This window comes from Microcystis wesenbergii FACHB-1317 (assembly GCF_014696875.1).
GTDB lineage: Bacteria > Cyanobacteriota > Cyanobacteriia > Cyanobacteriales > Microcystaceae > Microcystis > Microcystis wesenbergii_A.
Map to the genome: position 1 here is coordinate 1 of NZ_JACJQV010000207.1, position 22444 is coordinate 22444.

Here is a 22444-nt window from a genome sequence, read left to right on the forward strand (position 1 = left end):
AGGTTTTTCCTCTCACTTTCCCCTAATAATCCTCCTAAATATTGTCTGAAGCCGTTTTTTTGCGCTTCGTTTTTGAAGCAATTGTCAAACCGCCGACACCATCGGTCAAAGCATGGGGGCATCGCGGCTGGGGTTGTCTCTTTCATCGCTGCTCTTTCAACGTAAAGTGCTTATTCTTTAACGATTATACTCGATTTGATCTTTATTTAGCGTTTAAGTCCCATTAAATGCGTAAAAGCTTATTAGTTTATTTGTTCTGTGTAAGATTTTGGCTAGAGCCAGCGATCGCTTGATCAGGAAAGCATAGTGGGACTTAGGCGTTTTCGGTCAGCAAAAAAGGCTCAAACCATTACGGGACAAAGGGTTAACCTCGATTTATGATTTTCCTTGATCTATCTGGGTTTCAGCGATTTTGGGCTTCTCGAAGTAAATCCCAAGCGGGGATTGGAGTTGAGGCTTTTCTCGATTTGTTTTTTGTCTAAGTCCCAATAGGTGCGACCCTTTTCTGAGAATTAATTACATTTCTTAACAAAAAAAACCTGAGAATTGACCACATTTATTAAGCACAAAACTGAGAATTGACCACATTTCTTAACAAAAAAAATGACATTTAGATATTGACAACGTCAAAACAAGGGTGTTATTCTCAAAGATGTCGAAGTGATGAAGGCAAGAAAACCAAGTGGATTTCTGAACCCTTGATGATTTCGGCACTGTACACTTTCTATGAAAACAACAAAAAGGTCTATTACCATGGCAGTTGAAAAAACTAACTCTTCCTCTAGCTTGGCTGAAGTTATTGATCGTATCCTTGACAAAGGTATCGTTATTGATGCCTGGGCTCGCGTCTCTCTGGTGGGCATCGAATTATTAGCGATTGAAGCTCGTGTAGTTATCGCTTCGGTTGAAACCTACCTCAAATATGCTGAAGCGGTTGGTCTGACTCAATCTGCGGCGGTTCCTGCTTAAGGATTGATCCCAGATTCTCCCATCGGCTGAGTTAAAACCCTAGTGGTTTTTCCAGATTCTCGGCTTTTCTTTAATCCCTGTTGAGTTTAGTTACCCGTCTCTTGGGGCGCAATAGTCTATAATTTATAGGGTTGGCACGGCAACGGATAGCGAAGACAAAGCTAGACGCAGACAAATTGTTTTTGTAACCGTGATTTTGTCCCTTGTAGCTAGGTTTACCCCCAATCACCAGAGTGTAAGGCTCACTATTTTTCGGAATAGAAAGCAATTCTTTGGGTGGGAAGCTGCGCCCCTTGGACTTGGGTAGTTCGCCATCTCAACTTTTGGATCAGCGCTGTACACTCTCTATACAACTAACAAAAAGGTCTATTACCATGGCAGTTGAAAAAACTAACTCTTCCTCTAGCTTGGCTGAAGTTATTGATCGTATCCTTGACAAAGGTATCGTTATTGATGCCTGGGCTCGCGTCTCTCTGGTGGGCATCGAATTATTAGCGATTGAAGCTCGTGTAGTTATCGCTTCGGTTGAAACCTACCTCAAATATGCTGAAGCGGTTGGTCTGACTCAATCTGCGGCGGTTCCTGCTTAAGGATTGATCCCAGATTCTCCCATCGGCTGAGTTAAAACCCTAGTGGTTTTTCCAGATTCTCGGCTTTTCTTTAATCCCTGTTGAGTTTAGTTACCCGTCTCTTGGGGCGCAATAGTCTATAATTTATAGGGTTGGCACGGCAACGGATAGCGAAGACAAAGCTAGACGCAGACAAATTGTTTTTGTAACCGTGATTTTGTCCCTTGTAGCTAGGTTTACCCCCAATCACCAGAGTGTAAGGCTCACTATTTTTCGGAATAGAAAGCAATTCTTTGGGTGGGAAGCTGCGCCCCTTGGTCTTGGGTAGTTCGCCATCTCGACTTTGGGATGATCAGAAAAGTCGGAATCTACTGTCTCTCCCCCCAGTCCCCGTCAAGGTTTTTCTAACGGGTGATTGGGTCTAATCCATTCCATAGTATTTAGTAATTGAGGACAACCCCATGCCTGCTCTCATGGAAAAGTTCCGCCAGGAGCGTTTATCGATTGCTGGAGAAGTAGCTAAACTCTCGCAAGAAGTCCAAGCTTTTTTGTTGGATGTCAAAACTGAAAGACAAAAACAAGCGCAAGAACAGGCAACTGCTTTGCGCCAATCTTTCCAAAAAGTTCAACAAGAAAGCCTTGCGTTTTTAACAGCTACCCAAAAACAGCGTTTAGCTCAGGCGGAAAAGCAAAAAGAGGATTTACGTCAATTTCAAGAACAACGTTTAGCTGAAGCGAAACGGCTAGAGAACGACTTACGTCAACAGCGTCTAGATCGAGCCAAACAGCTGAGAGATGATTTAAGTCAATTCCAAGAACAACGTTTAGCGGCAGCGAAGCAGCTAGAGGACGAATTACGTCAACTTCATCTAGATCGAGCCAAACAGGTGAAAGATGATTTAAGTCAATTCCAAGAACGACGTTTAGCGGAAGCGAAACAGCTAAAAGACGATTTGCGTCAATTTCGTCAAGAGTTGTCTATCTACGTTTTTGGCAAATAAATCTCTAGGTTAATTCCAACCCACTTAAGCCTAGGGCTAGAGTAAAAACCCTCTAGTCCCTTTTCCTGACTAAACTAGAGGACTATCTGAAGGTACAACAATAAGCCTTTGGTTTTAAACCTACCATGCTGATCCTGCTTTTCTAGGTTTCTAGACTTAACGTAGGGGTGGTGAGTTCCTGTAGGGGCGACCCTAGGGTTCTGGTAGATTAAGAAGTGTTATAAAACTTCACTTACTTTATAGTTAATGTTGTCATTAGTAGTCTTTTGTTGACAAAGGAGGTAAGGGAAAAGGACTGCATCTGGGCTTGTCATTGTTCAAGTCTGGAAAAGTAGTCTAGACAAGAATTTTAGCTCCTTAGCCCCTTGACTAATGAATATCCTAAAAATACCTTCAGAATCAAGTTTCTAGAGCTAATTGATGACAGTTCCTACTCTTTTGGGATATTATAGAGGTGGGCCTTAAAAGCCAAAGACGATTAACCCTGCCGTCAAATTCGGGCAACACAAGCGTCCTTGCCTACTCGGTTATGAAGGGAAACCTGAACGGGCAATTGTTAGCTCAAGAATACCCGTCCGCTTTTGGTGAAGCGTCAACCCCATTGACGCGACCATCCTAAAAAGGTGGCGTGGTGAGGAATCACCGTCCGTTTACGGCGGTGAGGATGTCAACAATGGTATTTACTAGATTTCAACTATGACATTTACTGAAACTCAAACAAGAAGATCCGTCCTCTGCCTTCGCCCTGGTCAATTTGTTGTTACGCCTTCGATTGATCAAGTTGCCACTCGCGCCTTACGTTATCTAAACGCTGGTTTTTCCATCCATCTATGTGGTCCAGCAGGAACGGGAAAAACCACCTTGGCAATGCACTTGGCCAATTGTTTAGCCAGACCTGTGATGCTAATCTTTGGCGATGATGACTTTACCAGTTCCGATTTAATTGGTAGTCAGTCTGGCTACACCCATAAAAAACTGATGGATAACTATATCCACAGCGTTCTCAAAGTTGAAGACGAGCTAAAACACAATTGGGTGGATTCTCGCTTAACAATGGCCTGTCGCGAGGGGTTTACCCTAGTTTATGATGAGTTCAATCGTTCTCGACCTGAGGTCAACAACGTTTTACTCTCTGCCTTGGAAGAAAAAATTCTCACCCTGCCGCCCACTAGCCATCAACCCGATTACCTACAAGTCAATTCTCAATTTCGGGCAATTTTCACCTCCAACCCAGAAGAATACTGTGGGGTTCATGCCACCCAAGATGCTTTAATGGATCGGTTGGTAACTATAAATATGCCTGAACCAGACCAACTGACTCAGACAGAAATTCTTGCTCAAAAAACGGGGATTGGTCGAGAAGATGCTTTATTTATTGTCAACCTCGTCAAAACCTTTCGTGTGAAAACTGCGACTGAAAAAACGTCGGGTTTGCGCTCTTGTTTAATGATTGCTAAAGTCTGCGCCTCTCACGATATTGCGGCCAACTCCGCTGACTCGGACTTCCGTGATATCTGCGCCGATGTTCTTTTGTCACGCACAAATTTATCTGTTGATAAGTCAAGAGCGATTTTATGGGAAATCCTCGAGGACAATCCGTTAGAATCCTTATCCTTTCTAGAGGAAGAGGAGCCTTCCGATGCCCAAGCGTCAACTCCTGAGCCTTCGACAGGAAATCAATCGTTAAAAGCCATTCAATCTTTACTGCGAGGCAACTTGCCCCAGCGAAAAGACTAATTTTATACTCTTATTGAGTGAAACCAACCGTGACTTCTTCCACTTTTGCTGGCTCGCTCAAAAACCAGTCAAACAACTCCCTAAAAACAGCAACTCAAGGTTCGAGTTTAGCGGATATACTCGAACGAGTTTTAGATAAAGGAATTGTGATTGCCGGCGATATTTCCGTTTCGATTGCCTCCACTGAACTGATCAATATCCGCATTCGTTTGTTAATTGCCTCTGTTGATAAAGCCAGGGAAATGGGAATCAACTGGTGGGAAGGAGATCCCTACCTCCATAGCCAATCCCAAGCTTTACTAGCAGAAAATCGGGAACTTTCACTCCGACTCCAAACCCTAGAAACTGAGCTTCAAACCTTAAAATCCTTAAGCCAATTGAGTGCAATGGAGAGCCATGATACCAGTCCGAACGATGAAGCACATTCCTCAGATGCGTGAAATTCCTCACTTGAATCCTCAAAGGTTAGGAAATTTACACGAGACGATTGCCCCCCTTGATAAAGCAAGGGAAAAGGCGATTAACGGCTTGCCAGGTTATCCCTACCTCCCTAGCCAATGCCAAGCTTTATTCGCAGAGAACCTGGAACTTTCACGCCGACTTCAAGCCTTAAAATCCTTAGCCAAATTGAGTGCAATGGAGAGCCGTGATAGCAGTCCCAACGATCAGTCACATTCTTTATATACATTGAAATTCCTCAACTGAATCCTCAAACGGTAAAGAAGTTTACTGAAAAATTGGGTTGAAAGCCTCGCCCTTTTAGGGCGACTTTATAGGATGTATGCTATTAAGAATAGCGGGACGGGTAAGCAACCGCTTAAAAAACCCAGTCATCAACCGATGAACGCACCTTGAAAACTAAAGTTATGGGGTTCTCTAGGGGAATGCTCCTATAGGTAAAAGCTCTCAGCGTCAAGTACCAGAGAAACCAATTATTTTAGAGGTTTTGAACTGTATCGTCGGGCATAGGAAAACAGGCTTCTGTAAGGTCGCGAAAGTCTGAGGAGAGAACCACCTCTGGGTGGGATTTCGCTAGGAATCTAATTCAAGTGGACTCGTTGAGCCATAAATTCACAGCAGTGATGCTAGAAGAATCCACGTCGTAAACGGCGTGGGGTATGTCAAATCATTATTTTCCCTCAGATAAAATTTCTTGCCCAAGCTCCCCACTAGAGACTCACCGTCAAAAACTGCTCATTTACCAATTCCAACCATGACCCTTGCTTGCACACCTTACGATTCTGATAATCAAGCCTTGCTGACCCGTCCAGAAAGCAATAGCCAAGCTGGTTTAGCCCCTTTACTGTTAACTGTCGTGGAACTGGTACGCCAATTGCTCGAAGCCCAAATCATTCGCCGGATGGAAAAAGGGGTTCTCAGTGAGTCTGATTTAGATAGAGCCGCAGAAAGTATCCAAAAATTGCAAGAACAAATTCTCTATTTGTGTGAAATTTTTGAGGTTGAGCCAGAAGAGTTAAATGTCCACCTAGGCGAGTTTGGCACTCTTTTACCGGAAGCAGGGAGTTATTACCCGGGAGAGGAGGGTATTAAGCCTTCTGTGTTAGAATTAGTGGATCGACTCCTCAATACAGGGGTTGTTGTGGAAGGAAATGTTGATCTGGGTTTAGCTCAACTAGATCTAATTCATCTAAAGCTTCGTTTGGTTTTAACTTCTCAGCCGGTTTAATTTGGGAGAATACTGATGACAGTGGGTCTTTATTTATATGGCATATTTCCCGAACCAGTTCCTGACGGACTGGTTTTGCAGGGTATTGATAATGAGCCGGTTCACAGTGAGATGATTGAGGGTTTTAGTTTTCTCTACTCCGCTGCTCATAAAGAGAAGTATTTGGCATCCCGTCGCTATTTAATTTGCCATGAAAAAGTATTAGAAACTGTCATGGAAGCAGGGTTTACAACGTTGTTGCCCCTGCGGTTTGGCTTAGTTATCAAAACCTGGGAATCCGTCACCGAACAACTAATTACTCCCTATAAAACCCAACTGAAAGAATTATTTGCTAAACTGTCGGGCCAACGAGAGGTTAGCATTAAAATTTTTTGGGATAATCAGTGGGAATTACAAGCGGCTTTGGAGTCTAATCCTAAGTTAAAGCAAGAACGGGATGCGATGATGGGGAAAAACTTAAATATGGAAGAAATTATTCATATAGGTCAACTCATTGAAGCCACTGTATTGCAACGGAAACAAGACATTATTCAAGTCTTTAGAGACCAATTAAATCATCGCGCCCAAGAGGTGATTGAAAGCGATCCGATGACGGATGACATGATTTACAATGCAGCTTATTTAATTCCCTGGGAGCAAGAGCCGGAGTTTAGCCAAAACGTTGAAGCGATCGATCAGCAGTTTGGTGATCGCCTAAGAATTCGCTATAACAATTTAACCGCACCCTATACCTTTGCCCAACTTGTCTAAGGAGAGTATTAGTTATGTTTCTCGATCTTTTATTTCTTCCTGTTACCGGTCCTATTGGGGGTCTGATCTGGATTGGGGAGAAAATTCAAGAGCGTGCAGATATAGAATATGATGAGGCGGAAAATTTGCACAAATTGTTATTATCCTTACAACTAGCTTACGATATGGGCAACATTTCTGAGGAGGAGTTTGAAATTCAGGAAGAAGAACTTTTATTAAAAATTCAAGCCTTAGAAGAAGAAGAGGCAGAAAACGAATCTGAATCTTCTCTCTAAACTTGCAATCTTTCCCACCACATAGATCATGAACAAAATCACAAATTGTAAGCTTAGTAAGGGCGGATTTGACAAGCTCAAGAACTCGTTGAAGCTTGGTCAGAACTAGCCCTTGGTTAAGCCTTAATATTCTAGGTAAAAAGTTTGGAAATTACTGGAATTATTAGAGGAGTGAGCAACAGTTTTTGGGGAATCAGGTTTTTTAGCTACACTAGGAGGGTTGGCTGTACGCAAATTTTGAATACTTTGTTCTGTAGTCTCAATTTGCTCTGTCACAGACGTGAGACGACTTTTTAACTGCTGAATCTGCCGCTCCATCATTTCTAATTTTTCTTGGATACGTTGTTTTTCAGTAATTAACTTATAAAGCTCAAGTTGCTGATCTGCTTCAGATTGTTTCCGAGGCATGGTGCTAATTTTAGATCTAATTGGTCTGGGTGGACGAGTGGTTGTCATAACAATCCCTGAATAACTTAGAATATTCTAGCATATCAACGCCCCAATATAAAAATTCGTAAAAAATCGTCAATTTTCTTTCGGTCAACCTTATGAAATTGTACAATCTATATACTTACGCTTTTTTGAAAACCCCAATAGAAAGCCTAACATTACCCGTTGGAATGGCTAACCCGTTGTTACTGATAACTGGTGGAGAGCTCTCGGCCGTAGTCGAGCCCGAAGTTTGTTTAGACACTTTACAAAATGATGATGAACGCTTGATTCAATCGGTTTTATGCCATGATCGAGTCATCTGTGAATTATTTCGACAAACCACTATTTTACCCTTACGTTTTGGCACATCTTTTTTAGAGGCAGAAAATTTACTGACTCATCTTTGTTCTCATGGCCAAGAATATCAAGAAAAAATTGAAGAACTTGAGGGAAAAGGAGAATATCTTTTAAAATGTATTCCCCGTAAGCTAGAGGAGCCTGTAGTCTTTTCTGAAAGCAGGGGCAGACAATATTTTTTAGCCAAAAAACAGCTTTATGAAGCCCAACAAGATTTTTATACTTTGCAAGGTTCAGAATGGCAAAATTTCGTGCATTTAGTGACCCAAAGCTATCCGTCAACGAGAATTATTACTGCTCCAGGGACAGAATCACGAATTTATCTTTTAGTTGATTTTCAAGAAGAACCTTTACTAATCGAGCAAGTCTTGCATTGGCAGAAAGCCTGCCCCCGTTGGGAATTACAATTAGGACAAGTTTCTCCCCCCTATCACTTTACTTAACTTGATTTCTCTATGACTAACTTTAACTTGGTAAATAACTCTCTAAGTCGTTATGACACTCGACATTTAGTTATGTTTAGTGGCAAAGGAGGAGTGGGAAAAACCACCCTTTCCTGTGGATTTGCTCGCCGTTGGGCTAAATTATTTCCCGAGGAACAAATCCTGTTAATCTCAACCGATCCTGCTCATTCTTTAGGGGATGTATTGCAAACAGAAGTTAGCGATGAAGCATCACCGGTAAAAGACTTACCCAACTTAAAAGTTAGGGCATTAGATGCGGAAAAATTGCTTTTAGAATTTAAAGAAAAATACGGAAAATTTTTAGAACTTTTAGTAGAACGGGGCAGTTTTGTTGAGGGAGAAGATTTAACTCCTGTTTGGGATTTAGACTGGCCAGGTTTAGATGAAATCATGGGTCTATTAGAAATTCAACGATTACTAATAGAGAATGTTGTTGATCGAATTGTTGTTGATATGGCTCCCTCTGGTCATACGTTAAATTTATTGGAAATTAAAGATTTTTTAGAGATTATTCTCAATTCTTTAGAGTTGTTTCAAGAAAAACATCGTGTTATTTCGCAAACTTTTTCAAAAACCTACAATGCCGATGATGTGGATGACTTTTTAGTCAAAACACAATCAGAATTAACCGAAGGCAAGCAACTCCTACAAAATCAGGATTTTACCCTTTGTTTAATTGTGGCAATTGCTGAACCGATGAGTTTATTAGAAACCGAACGATTACTCAATAGTTTGCATCACTTAAATATTCCCTGCGGCAGCTTATTTATTAATCGCATTCTAACGGATCCTAATCAAAATTTAGATCGCTATAGTGAGCAACAGCAACTCCTCGATAAATTCCTAAAAATTCCAGGTCAAGAGACAATTTTTACCCTGCCTCAACAAGCAAAAGAACCCCTAGGAGGTGAAGCATTAGATCAGATCATGAGTCAAATTAAAATCCTCGAACAAGTAGAATTTATTGCGCCGCCTCCTATTCAATGGCCGCAAAAAATTCTGCCGAGTTTTAGTGATTTTATTGACGACAAACGCCAACTCATTATCATTGGTGGCAAGGGGGGGGTGGGAAAAACCACCGTTGCCGCGGCCATTGGTTGGGCGTTAGCTAATCGTCATCCCGATCAAAAAATTAGAATTATTTCTATTGATCCTGCTCATTCTTTGGGAGATGCCTTTGGGACAAAGTTAGGACATCAATCCACACAATTAACTAATAATTTAAGTGGTCAAGAAGTTGATGCTAATATCATTTTAGAAAAATTTCGGGATGATTATTTATGGGAACTGGCAGAAATGATTAGTGGTGAAGGTAGCGAAGAAGGAAACATCAAACTAGCTTATACTCCGGAAGCTTGGCGACAAATCGTCGCTCAATCTCTGCCTGGAATTGATGAAATGTTGTCCCTAGTAACAGTGATGGATTTATTAGACCAGAAACAACAAGATTTGATTATTTTAGATACGGCTCCTACCGGTCATCTCCTGAGATTTTTGGAAATGCCAACGGCTTTAGGAGATTGGTTAAGTTGGATTTTTAAGCTTTGGATGAAGTATCAAAATGTCTTAGGGCGTGTAGATTTAATGGGACGATTACGAACCTTAAGACAACAAGTGATGTCTGCCCAGAAAAAACTAAAAGACCCCCAACATACAGAATTTATTGGAGTTTTGCAAGCCCAAGATGCTATCGTTGCCGAACAACTGCGATTGACAGCATCTTTGAAAAAAATGGGAGTCTATCAACGTTATGTCGTGCAGAATCGTTATCATGCTAATGAGGAAATTGATCGGGATTTATTCCCAGATCAAACTTTGATCCGCTTACCCAGTTTACCCCGGTCAGTAGAACCTCTAGCCCGGGTAAAAGGCGCGGCAGATCTGTTATTTTAAAGGTAATTAGTCTGATCAAGTCGGACTTCTTAACCCCATCTATCACCCAGTCCCCACGGCAATTCTCATTTTGAAACGATTTTGCGTTGTTTCAGCGATCTAGAGACTCGTTAAGAATTATTAACCCCTCTAGGTGCAAGGGTTTTAATGTCATGAAACCTTAAAATGAGAATTGCTGCAGTCCCCATCTTTCACTTGACTCAGGAGAAATTTTATGGCAGAATTATTCAAAGGCTTTGAGCAATTAGTCGAACTGGCGAAAATCTTAGAAGAGAAACTGGAAAAAGGGGAAATTAAAACCGAAATGCAATTTAATTCTCGTCCCTTGAGTAATATTCCCCGTTCTGGCGGTATTCCCCGTTCAGGGGGAGTTTCTCGCCCGAGCAATGCTGGTGGGGATGATTTTGAGGTCAATCGCCATCGCCCATCCTCCACTCATTCAGGGATTGAAGACACTATGACACCGCCCGAAGGACCGACCACGGCTTCCCTTAAAGATGTTGGTGGCTTGACGGAAGTGATTAAAGAACTCAAAGAACTAATTGCCATTCCTCTGAAACGCCCCGACTTGTTGGCCAAGTTAGGACTTGAACCTACTCGCGGCGTTCTCTTAGTCGGACCCCCTGGAACCGGTAAAACCCTGACTGCCCGTGCTTTGGCCGAAGAACTCGGTGTTAACTATATTGCCTTAGTCGGACCAGAGGTGATCAGCAAATATTATGGGGAAGCCGAGCAAAAACTGCGGGGAATTTTTGAGAAAGCCAGTAAGAATGCGCCTTGTATCGTTTTTATTGACGAAATTGATAGCATGGCACCCGATCGCAGTAAAGTTGAAGGGGAAGTAGAAAAAAGACTGGTGGCCCAATTGCTGGGTTTAATGGATGGCTTTGCCCAAAGCCGAGGGGTGATTGTTCTAGCGGCGACAAACCGTCCCGACCATCTTGACCCTGCCCTCCGTCGCCCTGGACGGTTTGACCGAGAAGTCCTCTTTCGGGTGCCTGACCGCAAAGGCCGTTTAGAAATCCTGCAAATTCTCACCCGTTCCATGCCCCTAGATGAATCGGTTTCCTTAGCTCTGATTGCCGATAATGCGGTGGGATTTGTCGGGTCAGATTTAAAAGCCGTTTGCCAGAAAGCGGCCTATAGTGCTTTGCGACGCCAGGTTCCTACGATTGACTCGCAAATTCCGGAAACAATGACGGTGGTCCAAGCCGACTTTTTGCAAGCCCTAAAAGAAGTTAAACCGGCGGTATTGCGGTCTGTGGAAGTGGAATCTCCCCATGTGGACTGGGACAATATTGGCGGACTTGAACAGATTAAACAAACCCTACAGGAGTCCGTGGAAGGGGCATTACTCCATCCGCAATTATATACGCAAACCAAAGCCCAAGCTCCCAAAGGTATTTTACTTTGGGGTCCCCCCGGCACGGGAAAAACCTTATTGGCCAAAGCGGTGGCATCTCAGGCGCGAGCTAATTTTATCAGTATTAATGGACCTGAGCTTTTGAGTAAATGGGTAGGGGCGAGTGAACAAGCGGTGCGTGAGTTGTTTGCCAAAGCTCGTCAGGCAGCCCCTTGTGTGGTTTTTATTGATGAAATTGATACTTTAGCACCGGCAAGAGGTCGTTATAGTGGGGATTCAGGCGTGAGTGACCGGGTTGTGGGACAAATCCTCACGGAGTTAGATGGGTTGCAAACGGCGGCAACGATTTTAGTGATTGGAGCCACTAATCGCCCAGATGCGTTAGATCCGGCCTTATTGCGAGCGGGACGGTTAGATTTACAGTTAAAAGTTGATTTACCCAATGCCTCTAGTCGTTTAGCAATTCTGGGGGTTCATAATGATGAACGTCCTTTAGAGGATGTGGATTTAGGCTATTGGGCCGAGGCAACGGAAGGCTGGAATGGCGCAGATTTATCGTTATTGTGTAACCAAGCGGCACTGATGGCAATTCGTCGTTATCGCCATCAGGGAATGACTGACCCGGCTGATATTCGCATTACAACGGCTGATTTTAATCATGCTTACCAACTGTTGGTTGAACAGCGTGCCAATTGATTTTTTTTCCCCCTTACAAAAGAAGTAAGGGGGAAAATCTTAAATCAGGAAAACCATCCTAAAAAGAAAAATTTGCCAAAATGTCTGCATTGACTGTTCGTCGGCGCTATTGTCTAGCTTTTGAGCGTTTTTTCCAGCTGGGCTACCCTTGCTTTCTGTTGCTTCAAATCGGCTAGTTGTTTTAGTAATTGTTCTCTGACTTCATAGCGATAGGCAAAAAAATGCTCACCTATCCCTAGGGTCGCTAGATACTCTTCTAGCAGACGGGGTTTGACCCAGGCAATCACTGCCAGTTGCCACCAGAAACGGAACCGCGTCGGTCGGACAATCCCCTGTCGCCAGAGCAAGGAGCGGAACAATTGCCACTGTTGCCCATCTAATTTACGGTTCGATTTGCCGCGCCATCCCCCCATGATCATAAAATGGTTGAAGGTTCGTTTTAGGTAGTTAACAGGATCGTAGATTTCCCAGAAAGCATCGATGTATTCTTCGGTAATCTCTTCCACCGGGCGAGTTGGCTCAAAGTTCATCATCGCTCCCTGATGGAAAGTACCCATGCCATCCACCAGACGACCTTCCTGTTGCAGGCGATTCCACAGGGCAGTATTTTGCAGTGCCTGGAGCAGGCTAAACTGCCCCTGGGGAATACTCGCCTCCATAATAAACTCTTTGATCCGCTGCCCTGCGCCAGGTTTCTCATTGTCAAAACCGATAATGAAACCAGACATAATCTGCAGCCCCATGCGGGTAATTTTGTGACAGGATTCGATCAGGGATTGGCGGGTGTTTTGAACCTTGTTAATGCCGATTAAGCTATCGGTATCTGGTGTCTCAATCCCCATAAACACCAGCATAAAGCCGGCCTTGACCATTAACTCGATCAGTTCGCTGTCTTCGGCCAGATTAAGGGAAGCTTCCGTAATCAGTTTAAAGGGATACTGGTGTTGTTCCATCCAGGGGATCAACTCCCGCAGAAACACCTTGGCATTCCGCTTATTGCCAATGAAGTTGTCATCCACAACAAAAATGTAGCGCCTCCAGCCCAGTTGGTATAACGTCTCCAACTCAGCTAACATTTGTTCTGGGGTTTTGGTGCGCGGTTTGCGGCCATAAAGGTTGATGATGTCACAAAATTCGCATTGAAAGGGGCAACCGCGAGAAAACTGCACGGTAATCGCCAGATAGGCATCCAGATCTAGTAGATCATAGCGGGCGATCGGTGTCATGGTGACATCGGGTTTCTCGCTGGCTCTAAAGACACCACTCGGTTCACCCCGCTCCAGGGCCGCCAGGAACAGCGGGATTGTCAGTTCTCCTTCATCGAGAATCAGGTAATCTGCCCCAGCTTTTTGGGCAACTTCTGGATAGGAGGTGGGGTAAGGCCCGCCCACAGCCACTTTTTTACCCAACTGCAACCCTTTGGCAATCAATTCTTGAAAGTCCTTTTTCTGAATGATCATGGCGGAGATGATTACCAAATCGCACCACTCCCAATCCGAAGCTGTTTCTAATCGGACATTGCGATCAACAAACCGGATTTCCCAATCCGATGGTAACAGGGCTGCCACCGTAATTAAACCCAGGGGCGGATTGGTTGCTCTTAAACCGGCTAGATCTAAAGTCTCTTGATAGGACCAAAAGGAGTTGGGCATCAGTGGCCACAGTAATAGGGCTTTCATTCAGGTGTCTCCAATGAAGAAGCTATATGCTTTACATACTAGCCACAAAGCCCAAGTCGATCAAGACTTTTTTTTACTCATAAATTAGTTCTAAATAAATTGTGAAAAAATAGCTATTTTTTGGAGATTAGCACAATTAAATGAATGATGCTTGCTAAAAACTCGTGTTTTCCCATTTTTAAGTAGGGAGGCACAATTATTTGTAGGATGGGTTAGCGGTAGCATAAACTATGCGGGCGTTGGGTTTCATGCTTCAACCGTTCGGCAAAAGCTCACGGCCGAAGCCCAACCTACGTTCATCTTATATTTAATTCCACCCACCCACTTATCAACGCAATCTAGAGGCTGTTTGCATATTTTGGGTATTTTTGGGTAGGTTTCCTAAAAAATACTGATTCTGAAAAACCCTCTTAAAATTAGCAAGTACCGAATAGTAAGGGTTTCGTTTCAGTCCTTAGGAAGTCTATTTTATCGGTAAAACACCAGTTACTAGACATATCGACAATGACTATTTCTGGTCAGGTAAACATAAGCGTAATTACACTATTTTAACCGACCCATCATGACTTAACTACCAGAAAATATAGTTTATGTCTCTTTAATTTGGGACGATGAATAAATTAAATAACTTGTAATTATAGTCAGATTTATGACCAATATTAATTATATTCAGCTAGTTGATCCGATTAATTCTCCTCACTTAGCAGAGGAACAATCTCGCAGATAGCCAGTCAATCATCCTTGGGTGTGATTGTCCGATTTTAACTAATTGCGGTAAAATTAACCTAAATTCTCTATCGGCAAATTCGATGACTTCCTTCACTACTTCCCTAGCTCTTTTAAGTCAATTTAAATTGGGAGATTTAAACTTAGAAAATCGTCTTGTGCTTGCTCCCATGACGCGAGCGCGAGCCGGAGAAAAACGTCTTGCTAATGAGATAATGGCCGAGTATTACCGGCAAAGGGCCAGCGCCGGATTAATGATTACGGAAGCGACGGTAATTTCTCCCCAAGCTAACGGTTGGCAAAATACCCCCGGTATCTACACCGATGAACAAGCGCAAGCATGGCAAATAGTGACAAAAATCGCCCAAAGAAAAGGAACACCAATTTTTTGTCAATTGTGGCACTGTGGTCGCGCTTCTCATCCGAGTTTTCAGGAAAATGGGGCTTTACCAGTTGCCCCTTCCGCAATTAGGATTAAGGGGGAGTTGCATACACCCATAGGTAAACAGCCCTACGAGACCCCTAGAGCCTTAGAAACCGAGGAAATCGCCGCAATTGTCGCCGATTACCGTAAAGCCGCTCAGAGGGCAAAATTAGCGGGGTTTGATGGCATAGAAATTCACGGGGCTAATGGTTATTTAATCGATACTTTTCTGCAATCGGCCACTAATCAGCGTCAGGATAAATACGGTGGCAGTTGGGAAAATCGCTATCGTTTTTTACAGGAAGTAGTCGAGGCAATTTTAACTGTTTTTCCCAGTCATCGGGTGGGGGTGCGTCTGTCTCCCAATGGGGTTTATAATGACATGGGTTCCGAAGATTTTCGAGAAACTTTTCTCTATGTTGCCCAAAGATTAAATGAGTACAATTTAGCTTATTTGCATCTGCTAGATGGCTTGGCTTTTGGTTTTCATGAAAAGGGTCAACCGATGCTTTTGTCCGAGTTTCGGGCTGTTTTTAATAGTGCTTTAATCGGCAATTGTGGTTATACAAAAGAAACTGCTGAAGCCGCTATTCAGTTAGGAGATGCGGATTTAATTGCTTTCGGTCGCCCCTATATCAGTAATCCCGATTTGGTGGAAAGATTCGCCAATAATTGGCCCCTTAATCCCGATGCTGAGATGAAGGATTGGTATTCTTTTGACAAGGAAGGTTATATCGATTTTCCCAGCTATAAACCCTAGATTTCATCGTCAAACTGGGGTTGGGACGAGGATAAAGTTTATCCCCTCACCCAACCTTAACTTACCAACGATTTAAGAAACTGCCACCATTACCCCAGCGCGGTCGGGAATTAAAGAAACCACCACCGTCAGACCAACCATTGCGCCAGGGCTGCGCATTAACGAAACTACCACCGCGACCATCTCCCCAACCACCGACACGACTATTCACCCAACCGCGACCGCGACCATCTCCCCAGCCTAAAGCTTGTAAACTAGGATCGGCAGTACCGGACGGCAGTTGGTTAACTCGTTCGCGTACAGCGCTAGATAGACGACTTAAACGCGCCTCAATGGGATTAGCCTCGTCCGAGGCGGCCTGAGCGGTGCTAGTCAGACCGAAAGCAGATAAAGCGAGAAGAAAGCCGACTAAACCGGTTTTATTGCGAATATTCACCTGAATTTATGCTCCTATTTGGCTTCTTGGGGATTAATTTGGGCGTGTTCGATAACTTTGAAGGCAAAAAACGCCTTTAATAATTCTGGGGGGATGGGAACCATGCCTTGACTACCGAACCAGCGATCGATTTGACTAACGGTGGCCGTATCATTGGTGATGTAATCCTGCATCATTTTAACAATGGCATAGTTGACATCATCCAAAAAAGTAGAGTTATTTTCGGGAACCATGCAAGCAATGCCAAAATTAGCTAGAGCTTCTTCGGGGACGATTTCGTAGATTTTAGGGTTATCTCTGAGCATTGTTCCCGCTAAAGAAATGCTATCCCCCGCTATTGCGTCAATTTTACCGGTTTTTAAAGCTTCGATCGCTTCTTCTATGGTGCTGTAGGTAGTAACAATTGTCGCTTGCGGTTGTACTAATTTAATCACATCGACGGCCGCGGAAGTGGGAACCAAGGCGATGCGTTTACCGATTAGGGATTGAGGAGTGGAGAGATTGCTACCTTTTTTAGCTAAAATCCTAATCCCAGAAATGCTGTAACTGATGGAAAAATCGACAACTTTCGCCCTTTCCCAAGTAAAAGCCGTACTACAAGCGATATCGATTTCCCCGCTACGAATGAGATTAATTTTCTCTCCGGGTTGGTTAGCTTCCACCATTTGCAGGGTGACGGGACGACCGAGACGAGTTTCCAATCGTTTTCTAATTCGTTCCAACACATCCATAGAATAGCCGACTAATTCCCCCTTATCATTGATGTAGGAGTAGGGAATCGCATCAAAACGGGTTCCTACGGTCAAAAATCCCGTGCGAGCCACTTTTTCCACCACTGTTTCCGCTAAACTTGCACTAGCGAGGAACATAGGTAATAGGCAACCTAGTCCCACTAACTGTAAAATTTTCTTCATAAATCGAGTGCTTGCTCCCGTACAAACATAACTATACTAGAAGTCGCTAAAAAATCTTCAGGGTTTCTATAATAATTTCTGTGAACTTTGACAAATTATAGCAACTCTCCCAAATCTGACTACAAAAGTTTACTATCCCTAAATCCCCCTTAAAAAGGGGACTTAAATTCGATAATTCGATCGGTAACTTTGGTAATGATTTGGTAGTAGAAGTGTGTAAAAAATCAGTCTTTAAACCTTTAGCTTGATCATGACTTGGCTCTTCTGGTTTCTGTGTGAAAACGAGGTCTATACTGATAGTTTTTTCGGCGAAATAGTCCTAAAAGTTTTGCCCAATAAACACTTCACGATTCCATCGGCAAAAATTATCACACAAAATGGAAAATCATGTTGGGGCTGTTTGATACTTTATTCATGACTACAATAGAGTTCTTGCCTAATTAATTTTTGATAGTTCAAAAATGAGAAAAATAGGCATAAAATTGCCTAAAATCCCTAAATAGAGCATTTAATTGATTAACGCTCATTCTTAATTCTCCTGACTACTGACTACTGGCTCGGAGACTCCTCACCTAAGGTCAGATTTTTGATTTTTGCCAGAGGTCTAATGCCCAATTAGCAAAGGTTTGAGCTATCACCACTACAATAAAATCACTATCGATAGAGTAACCGCCGTCAACACACCTAGAGGTTCAGGTTTGTCTTGTCAGCTAAAAGCTGATGTGCAATACTTGAGGCAGTGCGGTCTTGGGGTCTCCCCCAGTAGAGCAACAATTAGCCAAAGCCATAGCAGATATCGGGTTTTATGAGGTTCGGCGACAGATGGAATACAAGAGTCCATGATAACTGATAACTGATAATGTTGGTTCCCCTTACCCGTCAATCGATCGAGCAAATTGTCCCGATTATCGCCACAGGTCCCCAGTACGCTCACTATTGGGGTAAATGGTCTGATTTTCTGCGCCGTTTATTCATTTCTATCATCGCTCTCACCGCAGCTTGGTTAATCGGTAATTTATTCGGCCCTGGTGGTTTAACAATTAAACTGATTTTCGACATTATCGCTGGTTTATATTGGCTCTGGGGTCCAGTTTATTGGGCCAGTGTTCGCAATAATACCTATCGTCGTCTTCCCTATGGGGGGTTTTGGCGCGGTCGCGTTTTCGATGCTTTTGTTACCGAGGAATTAATCGGGGAAGAAGAAAGGGTCAATAAACGCGGGGAATTAGAGATTATCGAAAATCGCCAACGCTGTATTAATCTAGAAATCGGTGATCAAACTGGTTTTTCGGCGATCGTTCGCGCTCCCCTCAAACGCATCCATAAATCGATCCGTCCCGGAATGGTGGCCGAAGCTTTGTTAATGTCTCGAGATCCCGATTTAGGGGATATCAATCAGCTTTCTGATGTCCATCTTCCCCAACTCGACCAGTGGATAGGGGAATATCCCGTGCTGCGACGGGATATTTTCCAGCAAGTTAGTCGCGAATTGGGAGGGGGAAAAGAACCCCGGCCAAAACCTTCTCGTTATTCTAATAATGTCATCCGAAGACGCAAAACCCGTTAATGGTTCGGCGATCTTTGAAACGATGCTGGTTTCCCGGTCATCAATGAATCATAATTTACAGATTTTGGGTAATTTAATCCTTGTTTTTGCTGTTTTTGAACCATCAAAAATTAATTATGCAAGGGGTTCAATATAATGTTAATTAAGCTTAGAAGGAGATAAATCGATGACGGCATCCTATGAGCAAGACTTTGGACTTTGGGCCGAACAAATGGCCGATTTATTAGCCTCCGGTCGGTTTTCCGAGTTAGATATTGAGAATTTAGTTGAGGAGGTGCGGGATTTGTCGAAACGGGAGCGCGATCGCTTACTCGCTAGTCTAAGATTAATTTTGCATCATTTATTAAAGTGGGACTATCAACCTCAACGGCGATCCTGGGGTTGGTTGGGAACTATTCAGCGAGAAAGAGCTAATATTAGGCTTTATTTGGACGATAGCCCCAGTTTAAGGCGATATTTAACCGATGAAAGCCTATTTAAACTCTATGCTGTTGCTTGTTGCGATGCCTTTAGAGAGACGGGATTAGAGTTTCCCCCCGTTTGTCCCTACGGTATTGAGGATATTTTAAATCGTTCTCTTCATTTGTCGGAATGATAGACGAAAAACGATTAAAGTTGGTAAGCTTAGATAGTATCCACAGAATCTTAAGTTTATCGCCATGGTTGACCCGTTAATTGTCTGGGGGGTTACTCAAGCCGCAGGTTCGCTTGTTCGTTCAGTAATGCAAGATTTGGCCATAGAGGGTGCAAAAGATTACGGAAAGGAATTTTTTAAAAACAGTCTAGGTAAAGTGTTACACTTACCTGAAAAAGATGTTCAAAAAGAAGCTTATGGCAAAGCAATGAAGGAGTTTTTAGAACTCTTTCAGCAACAGTTAGAAATGGCCGATCTGGAAGATGATCAAATTAAAAACTTTGAAAAACCTCTCAAGACTTTTATTAAAGATGACCAAGTTAAACCTATTTTAGGGGATGCTTTTGATATTGATTGTCAAATTCTTGATACTTTTAGGTTAGCTCAATCTTGGCAAAGACTTAATTTACCCCCGTTACCTGCTGAATTTAACTGGGAAAAACTAGGTAAATTTTATTTGAGAAAACCTCAGGAAATTATTGAAAATTCTGAAAAGCTAAGAGCCGTTTTTTTAGTTAAGTTACAGAATAAAGATAGCCAAAATATTCAAGAAATAGCAGGAGTTAAAACAGATTATAATTTAGATAACTATGCGGAAGGCTTAAAAAAGGAATATGGCCATCTTAAATTAGAATGTTTAGACACAACGACTTATGAGCAAATCAAACTCTGGCGAATGTTTGTGCCGCAAAATGTGAGACGATGTAAACAATTTATTCCTGGCTCTTCGGTTTGTGTTATGCAATGGACGGGGGTTATAAGGGATGTAACCCTTATATAGAAAAGCATTTAGCGATTTTTGTCAATTGTTTCTTATCTAGAGCGAACTAATCAATTAAGTCTCTTGCCAGATAAGGATTTAGTCGATTTATGCCCCCCTATCGAACCATAACAAGTAACGAAGAGCCTTATTCCTCAACTTTATGAATTACCTAAAGAAGTGCTGCAGGAACTTGTAGATAGGGGAGAAATTATTCAAGCGGAGTTAGAACAAATACAAGCAGAACTAGAACGAAAACGGCGAGAATATGTCAATGAAAAATTAGATCCTGTTTTGAATATCATCAATTCTTCTGAATACCCAAGAACCGTAATTTTAGGTAATCCGGGGGCGGGAAAATCGAGTTTATTGCAGTATTTAGCTTTAAATTGGGCTGAAAAAGAACTCAGTCAGCGTGTTTTGCTTCCCCTTCCTCTTTTGATAGAATTGCGTATTTATGCCAGAGATAAGGATGAAAAAAAGTGTAAGAATATTCTAGAATTTTTCCATCAAGGTAATCTGATTTGTCATCTCAATCAACTTGCTTTAGATGATAAGCTTAAAAAAGGTCAGGCTCTTGTGCTTTTTGATGGTTTAGATGAAGTTTTTAATCCTCAATTAAGACAAGAAATTGTCACGGATATCAAACGTTTTAGTATTCAATATCCTCAAGTGCAGATTATTGTCACTTCTCGCTGGTTAGGATATAAAGCAGAAGAATTAAATCATGCTGGTTTTGACCATTTTATGATCCAAGATTTAGATAAAGATCAGATTGAAGATTTTATCAAACGTTGGCATGATTTAGCTTTTGAAAATCGAGATGATAAAACCCAAAAACAAGAACGTTTACAAAAGGCAATTAAGGAGTCAAAAGCGATTCGAGAATTAGCAGAAAATCCTTTATTATTAACGATGATGGCTATTCTGAATCGAACTCAAGAATTACCAAGAGACCGCTCAAAACTTTATGAAAAAGCGTCAGAGGTGTTATTACATCAATGGGATTTTGAAACCAAGGAAGGATTAATTGATCCTGAACTGAAAAAATATCTTTACAATATTGATCTAAGAGATAAAAGGGACATTCTGCGTTTAGTCGCAAGTGCCATGCAAGCAGGAGAAAAAGGGTTAGCAGCTAATTTAATCTATAAGGAAGAATTAGAAAATGTTTTGACTCAATATCTTGAAAGAACGGAAATTAACAAACGAGTGGCTAGTGATCTGACTGATTTAATTATCAAACAACTGCGCTATCGTAATTTTATTCTTTGTTCTTTAGGTGGCAATGCTTTTGCTTTTGTTCATCGAACTTTTTTAGAATACTTTTGTGCTTGCGAGTTTTATGAAAGATTTAAAAAACGAGGATTACCAGACGGAATTAGTCTTGAGGATTTGAAAACCAAAGTATTTGGAGAACATTATTCAGATCCTGTTTGGAAAGAAGTTTTATGTTTATTGATGGGGATGCTAAGTGCAGAATTTCCTAAAGAAATTGCTGAAGAATTAATTAGTTATCTCATTGATATAGAGGAAGAAGATCAGGAATTTGCTTATCTTTTTTTAGCAGCAGATTGTTATGGAGAATTGCGAAACCAGTCTATTTATGTTGAACTAAGTCAGCGATTGTTAGATAGTCTTCAATCCTTAACTAAATTGTCTTATAGGTATGCTGATACTGATTTTAAGGAAAAAACAGTTGCTAAAATTGGAGCAATTTGGCAAGATCATCGGACAGGATGGAGTGTTCTTCAATCTATAGCAACTGAAAGAAATGTTTGGTATGTTCAAGATCAAGCTGTTATTCAATTATCTAGAATTGCTAAAATTCATTCTGAGGCGTTAGTTTATCTACAGGAATTTGCTAGACAGGGTAAATCAGAAGCAATTCAAGCTTTAGTAACCCATTGGCGAGATAATCCGCAAACTTTACCCATTATTCAACAACAAGCTAACAAGGGTCAATCAAAAGCAATTGAAGCTTTAGCAAACCATTGGCGAGATAATCCTCAAACCTTACCCATTATTCAACAACAAGCTAACAAGGGTGAACATAGAGCAATTGAAGCCTTAGCAAACCATTGGCGAGATCACGCTCAAACTTTACCCATTATTCAACAACTAGCTAATAAGGCTGAAGGGGAAATTATTGGACTTTTGACGGCATTAGCTAGAATAACAATTGACTCGGAAATAGGAGCAATTATCGAAACAATATTAGCTAGAACGGATGTAGATGCTAAAATCAAAGAAGGTTTTCAAGAATTTCTTTACTATAGTAATTTCAGAGATTGGAGAAATCCCGATTAAGATAGTCAGAACAAAAGAGCCGTCGGTGGTTATTTTTCTAC

Annotated in this window: 21 protein-coding genes and 1 pseudogene; 17 read left to right on the plus strand and 5 right to left on the minus strand. The window is 42.0% G+C overall.

Annotated elements, in window-relative coordinates; translation table 11 throughout:
• A pseudogene (locus H6F92_RS21775) lies at nucleotides 1–146 on the minus strand (IS701 family transposase); the annotation flags it as partial.
• Nucleotides 147–726: 580 nt separating this feature from the next.
• Between H6F92_RS21775 and gvpA (H6F92_RS21780) the strand changes: the two are divergent.
• From gvpA (H6F92_RS21780) to H6F92_RS21815, 9 genes are all read left to right on the plus strand, one after another.
• Entirely contained in the window at nucleotides 727–969 is a 243-nt protein-coding gene (gvpA, locus tag H6F92_RS21780) for a gas vesicle structural protein GvpA (protein WP_425311603.1), read from the plus strand.
• A 374-nt stretch (nucleotides 970–1343) separates the two neighbouring features.
• Complete coding sequence (gene gvpA / locus H6F92_RS21785; RefSeq protein WP_002735503.1) at nucleotides 1344–1559, plus strand: gas vesicle structural protein GvpA; 216 nt, start codon at nucleotides 1344–1346, stop codon at nucleotides 1557–1559.
• Nucleotides 1560–1999: 440 nt separating this feature from the next.
• On the plus strand, nucleotides 2000–2539 hold the full coding sequence (gvpC, locus tag H6F92_RS21790; RefSeq protein ID WP_052277529.1) for a gas vesicle protein GvpC: 540 nt from the start codon (nucleotides 2000–2002) through the stop codon (nucleotides 2537–2539).
• A 696-nt stretch (nucleotides 2540–3235) separates the two neighbouring features.
• Nucleotides 3236–4276 carry a gas vesicle protein GvpN gene (gene gvpN / locus H6F92_RS21795; RefSeq protein ID WP_072925181.1) on the plus strand — a complete coding sequence of 347 codons (1041 nt, stop codon included), beginning with the start codon at nucleotides 3236–3238 and terminating at the stop codon, nucleotides 4274–4276.
• A gap of 29 nt (nucleotides 4277–4305) precedes the next feature.
• On the plus strand, nucleotides 4306–4716 hold the full coding sequence (locus tag H6F92_RS21800) for a gas vesicle protein (protein WP_190359457.1): 411 nt from the start codon (nucleotides 4306–4308) through the stop codon (nucleotides 4714–4716).
• Nucleotides 4673–4981: a gas vesicle protein gene (locus tag H6F92_RS26870; protein ID WP_079209053.1), complete on the plus strand. Its 309-nt coding sequence runs from the start codon at nucleotides 4673–4675 to the stop codon at nucleotides 4979–4981. The genes H6F92_RS21800 and H6F92_RS26870 overlap by 44 nt, the downstream gene beginning before the upstream one ends.
• Before the next feature lie 508 nt (nucleotides 4982–5489).
• Nucleotides 5490–5963 carry a gas vesicle protein K gene (locus H6F92_RS21805; RefSeq protein WP_002758523.1) on the plus strand — a complete coding sequence of 158 codons (474 nt, stop codon included), beginning with the start codon at nucleotides 5490–5492 and terminating at the stop codon, nucleotides 5961–5963.
• Between the two features lie 15 nt (nucleotides 5964–5978).
• Entirely contained in the window at nucleotides 5979–6713 is a 735-nt protein-coding gene (gene gvpF / locus H6F92_RS21810; protein ID WP_002758522.1) for a gas vesicle protein GvpF, read from the plus strand.
• A gap of 14 nt (nucleotides 6714–6727) precedes the next feature.
• The gene (locus H6F92_RS21815) at nucleotides 6728–6988 is read left to right on the plus strand and encodes a gas vesicle protein GvpG (protein ID WP_079209054.1); all 261 of its coding nucleotides are present in this window, start codon (nucleotides 6728–6730) and stop codon (nucleotides 6986–6988) included.
• Nucleotides 6989–7111: 123 nt separating this feature from the next.
• On the opposite strand, the gene H6F92_RS21820 is transcribed toward H6F92_RS21815, so the two are convergent.
• Nucleotides 7112–7444 (minus strand): gas vesicle protein, encoded by a 333-nt coding sequence (locus tag H6F92_RS21820; protein ID WP_190359458.1) that lies wholly within the window; start codon nucleotides 7442–7444, stop codon nucleotides 7112–7114.
• Nucleotides 7445–7536: 92 nt separating this feature from the next.
• Here H6F92_RS21820 and H6F92_RS21825 point away from each other — a divergent pair, with 92 nt between their 5' ends.
• The 3 genes from H6F92_RS21825 (at nucleotide 7537) to H6F92_RS21835 (ending at nucleotide 12193) form a co-directional block, all read left to right on the plus strand.
• Nucleotides 7537–8220, plus strand: a complete 684-nt coding sequence (locus H6F92_RS21825; RefSeq protein ID WP_190359459.1) for a GvpL/GvpF family gas vesicle protein — start codon at nucleotides 7537–7539, stop codon at nucleotides 8218–8220.
• 12 nt (nucleotides 8221–8232) lie between these two features.
• Nucleotides 8233–10134: an ArsA family ATPase gene (locus H6F92_RS21830; protein ID WP_190359460.1), complete on the plus strand. Its 1902-nt coding sequence runs from the start codon at nucleotides 8233–8235 to the stop codon at nucleotides 10132–10134.
• A gap of 214 nt (nucleotides 10135–10348) precedes the next feature.
• Nucleotides 10349–12193, plus strand: a complete 1845-nt coding sequence (locus H6F92_RS21835) for an AAA family ATPase (RefSeq protein WP_190359461.1) — start codon at nucleotides 10349–10351, stop codon at nucleotides 12191–12193.
• 113 nt (nucleotides 12194–12306) lie between these two features.
• Here the strand turns inward: H6F92_RS21835 and H6F92_RS21840 are convergent, their stop codons facing one another.
• On the minus strand, nucleotides 12307–13872 hold the full coding sequence (locus H6F92_RS21840) for a B12-binding domain-containing radical SAM protein (RefSeq protein WP_190359462.1): 1566 nt from the start codon (nucleotides 13870–13872) through the stop codon (nucleotides 12307–12309).
• A gap of 809 nt (nucleotides 13873–14681) precedes the next feature.
• Between H6F92_RS21840 and H6F92_RS21845 the strand changes: the two genes are divergently transcribed.
• The gene (locus H6F92_RS21845; protein ID WP_190359463.1) at nucleotides 14682–15782 is read left to right on the plus strand and encodes an alkene reductase; all 1101 of its coding nucleotides are present in this window, start codon (nucleotides 14682–14684) and stop codon (nucleotides 15780–15782) included.
• A 61-nt stretch (nucleotides 15783–15843) separates the two neighbouring features.
• On the opposite strand, the gene grrA is transcribed toward H6F92_RS21845, so the two are convergent.
• The gene (gene grrA / locus H6F92_RS21850) at nucleotides 15844–16218 is read right to left on the minus strand and encodes a GrrA/OscA1 family cyclophane-containing rSAM-modified RiPP (protein ID WP_190359464.1); all 375 of its coding nucleotides are present in this window, start codon (nucleotides 16216–16218) and stop codon (nucleotides 15844–15846) included.
• Between the two features lie 14 nt (nucleotides 16219–16232).
• A complete protein-coding gene (gene grrP, locus H6F92_RS21855) occupies nucleotides 16233–17132 on the minus strand; it encodes an extracellular substrate binding-like orphan protein GrrP (RefSeq protein ID WP_190359465.1) in 900 nt (299 codons plus the stop codon).
• An 859-nt stretch (nucleotides 17133–17991) separates the two neighbouring features.
• Here grrP and H6F92_RS21860 point away from each other — a divergent pair.
• From H6F92_RS21860 to H6F92_RS21875, 4 genes are all read left to right on the plus strand, one after another.
• Nucleotides 17992–18699 carry a hypothetical protein gene (locus H6F92_RS21860; RefSeq protein ID WP_002740014.1) on the plus strand — a complete coding sequence of 236 codons (708 nt, stop codon included), beginning with the start codon at nucleotides 17992–17994 and terminating at the stop codon, nucleotides 18697–18699.
• Nucleotides 18700–18865: 166 nt separating this feature from the next.
• Nucleotides 18866–19294 carry a DUF29 domain-containing protein gene (locus H6F92_RS21865; RefSeq protein WP_190359466.1) on the plus strand — a complete coding sequence of 143 codons (429 nt, stop codon included), beginning with the start codon at nucleotides 18866–18868 and terminating at the stop codon, nucleotides 19292–19294.
• A gap of 64 nt (nucleotides 19295–19358) precedes the next feature.
• Nucleotides 19359–20114 carry a hypothetical protein gene (locus H6F92_RS21870; protein WP_242030233.1) on the plus strand — a complete coding sequence of 252 codons (756 nt, stop codon included), beginning with the start codon at nucleotides 19359–19361 and terminating at the stop codon, nucleotides 20112–20114.
• 159 nt (nucleotides 20115–20273) lie between these two features.
• Nucleotides 20274–22403 (plus strand): NACHT domain-containing protein, encoded by a 2130-nt coding sequence (locus H6F92_RS21875; protein WP_265795572.1) that lies wholly within the window; start codon nucleotides 20274–20276, stop codon nucleotides 22401–22403.
• Nucleotides 22404–22444: the final 41 nt, after the last annotated feature.

Excerpts from the sequence above, each read along its gene's own strand:
- gvpA (WP_002735503.1), top strand. The coding sequence starts at position 1,344 with ATGGCAGTTGAAAAAACTAACTCTTCCTCTAGCTTGGCTGAAGTTATT.
- H6F92_RS21865 (WP_190359466.1), top strand. The coding sequence starts at position 18,866 with ATGACGGCATCCTATGAGCAAGACTTTGGACTTTGGGCCGAACAAATG.
- H6F92_RS21835 (WP_190359461.1), top strand. The coding sequence starts at position 10,349 with ATGGCAGAATTATTCAAAGGCTTTGAGCAATTAGTCGAACTGGCGAAA.
- gvpA (WP_425311603.1), top strand. The coding sequence starts at position 727 with ATGAAAACAACAAAAAGGTCTATTACCATGGCAGTTGAAAAAACTAAC.
- gvpF (WP_002758522.1), top strand. The coding sequence starts at position 5,979 with ATGACAGTGGGTCTTTATTTATATGGCATATTTCCCGAACCAGTTCCT.
- gvpC (WP_052277529.1), top strand. The coding sequence starts at position 2,000 with ATGCCTGCTCTCATGGAAAAGTTCCGCCAGGAGCGTTTATCGATTGCT.
- H6F92_RS21845 (WP_190359463.1), top strand. The coding sequence starts at position 14,682 with ATGACTTCCTTCACTACTTCCCTAGCTCTTTTAAGTCAATTTAAATTG.
- H6F92_RS21860 (WP_002740014.1), top strand. The coding sequence starts at position 17,992 with ATGTTGGTTCCCCTTACCCGTCAATCGATCGAGCAAATTGTCCCGATT.
- H6F92_RS21805 (WP_002758523.1), top strand. The coding sequence starts at position 5,490 with ATGACCCTTGCTTGCACACCTTACGATTCTGATAATCAAGCCTTGCTG.
- grrP (WP_190359465.1), bottom strand. The coding sequence starts at position 17,132 with ATGAAGAAAATTTTACAGTTAGTGGGACTAGGTTGCCTATTACCTATG.
- H6F92_RS21830 (WP_190359460.1), top strand. The coding sequence starts at position 8,233 with ATGACTAACTTTAACTTGGTAAATAACTCTCTAAGTCGTTATGACACT.
- H6F92_RS21820 (WP_190359458.1), bottom strand. The coding sequence starts at position 7,444 with ATGACAACCACTCGTCCACCCAGACCAATTAGATCTAAAATTAGCACC.
- H6F92_RS26870 (WP_079209053.1), top strand. The coding sequence starts at position 4,673 with ATGATACCAGTCCGAACGATGAAGCACATTCCTCAGATGCGTGAAATT.
- gvpN (WP_072925181.1), top strand. The coding sequence starts at position 3,236 with ATGACATTTACTGAAACTCAAACAAGAAGATCCGTCCTCTGCCTTCGC.
- H6F92_RS21825 (WP_190359459.1), top strand. The coding sequence starts at position 7,537 with ATGAAATTGTACAATCTATATACTTACGCTTTTTTGAAAACCCCAATA.
- H6F92_RS21815 (WP_079209054.1), top strand. The coding sequence starts at position 6,728 with ATGTTTCTCGATCTTTTATTTCTTCCTGTTACCGGTCCTATTGGGGGT.
- H6F92_RS21870 (WP_242030233.1), top strand. The coding sequence starts at position 19,359 with ATGGTTGACCCGTTAATTGTCTGGGGGGTTACTCAAGCCGCAGGTTCG.
- H6F92_RS21840 (WP_190359462.1), bottom strand. The coding sequence starts at position 13,872 with ATGAAAGCCCTATTACTGTGGCCACTGATGCCCAACTCCTTTTGGTCC.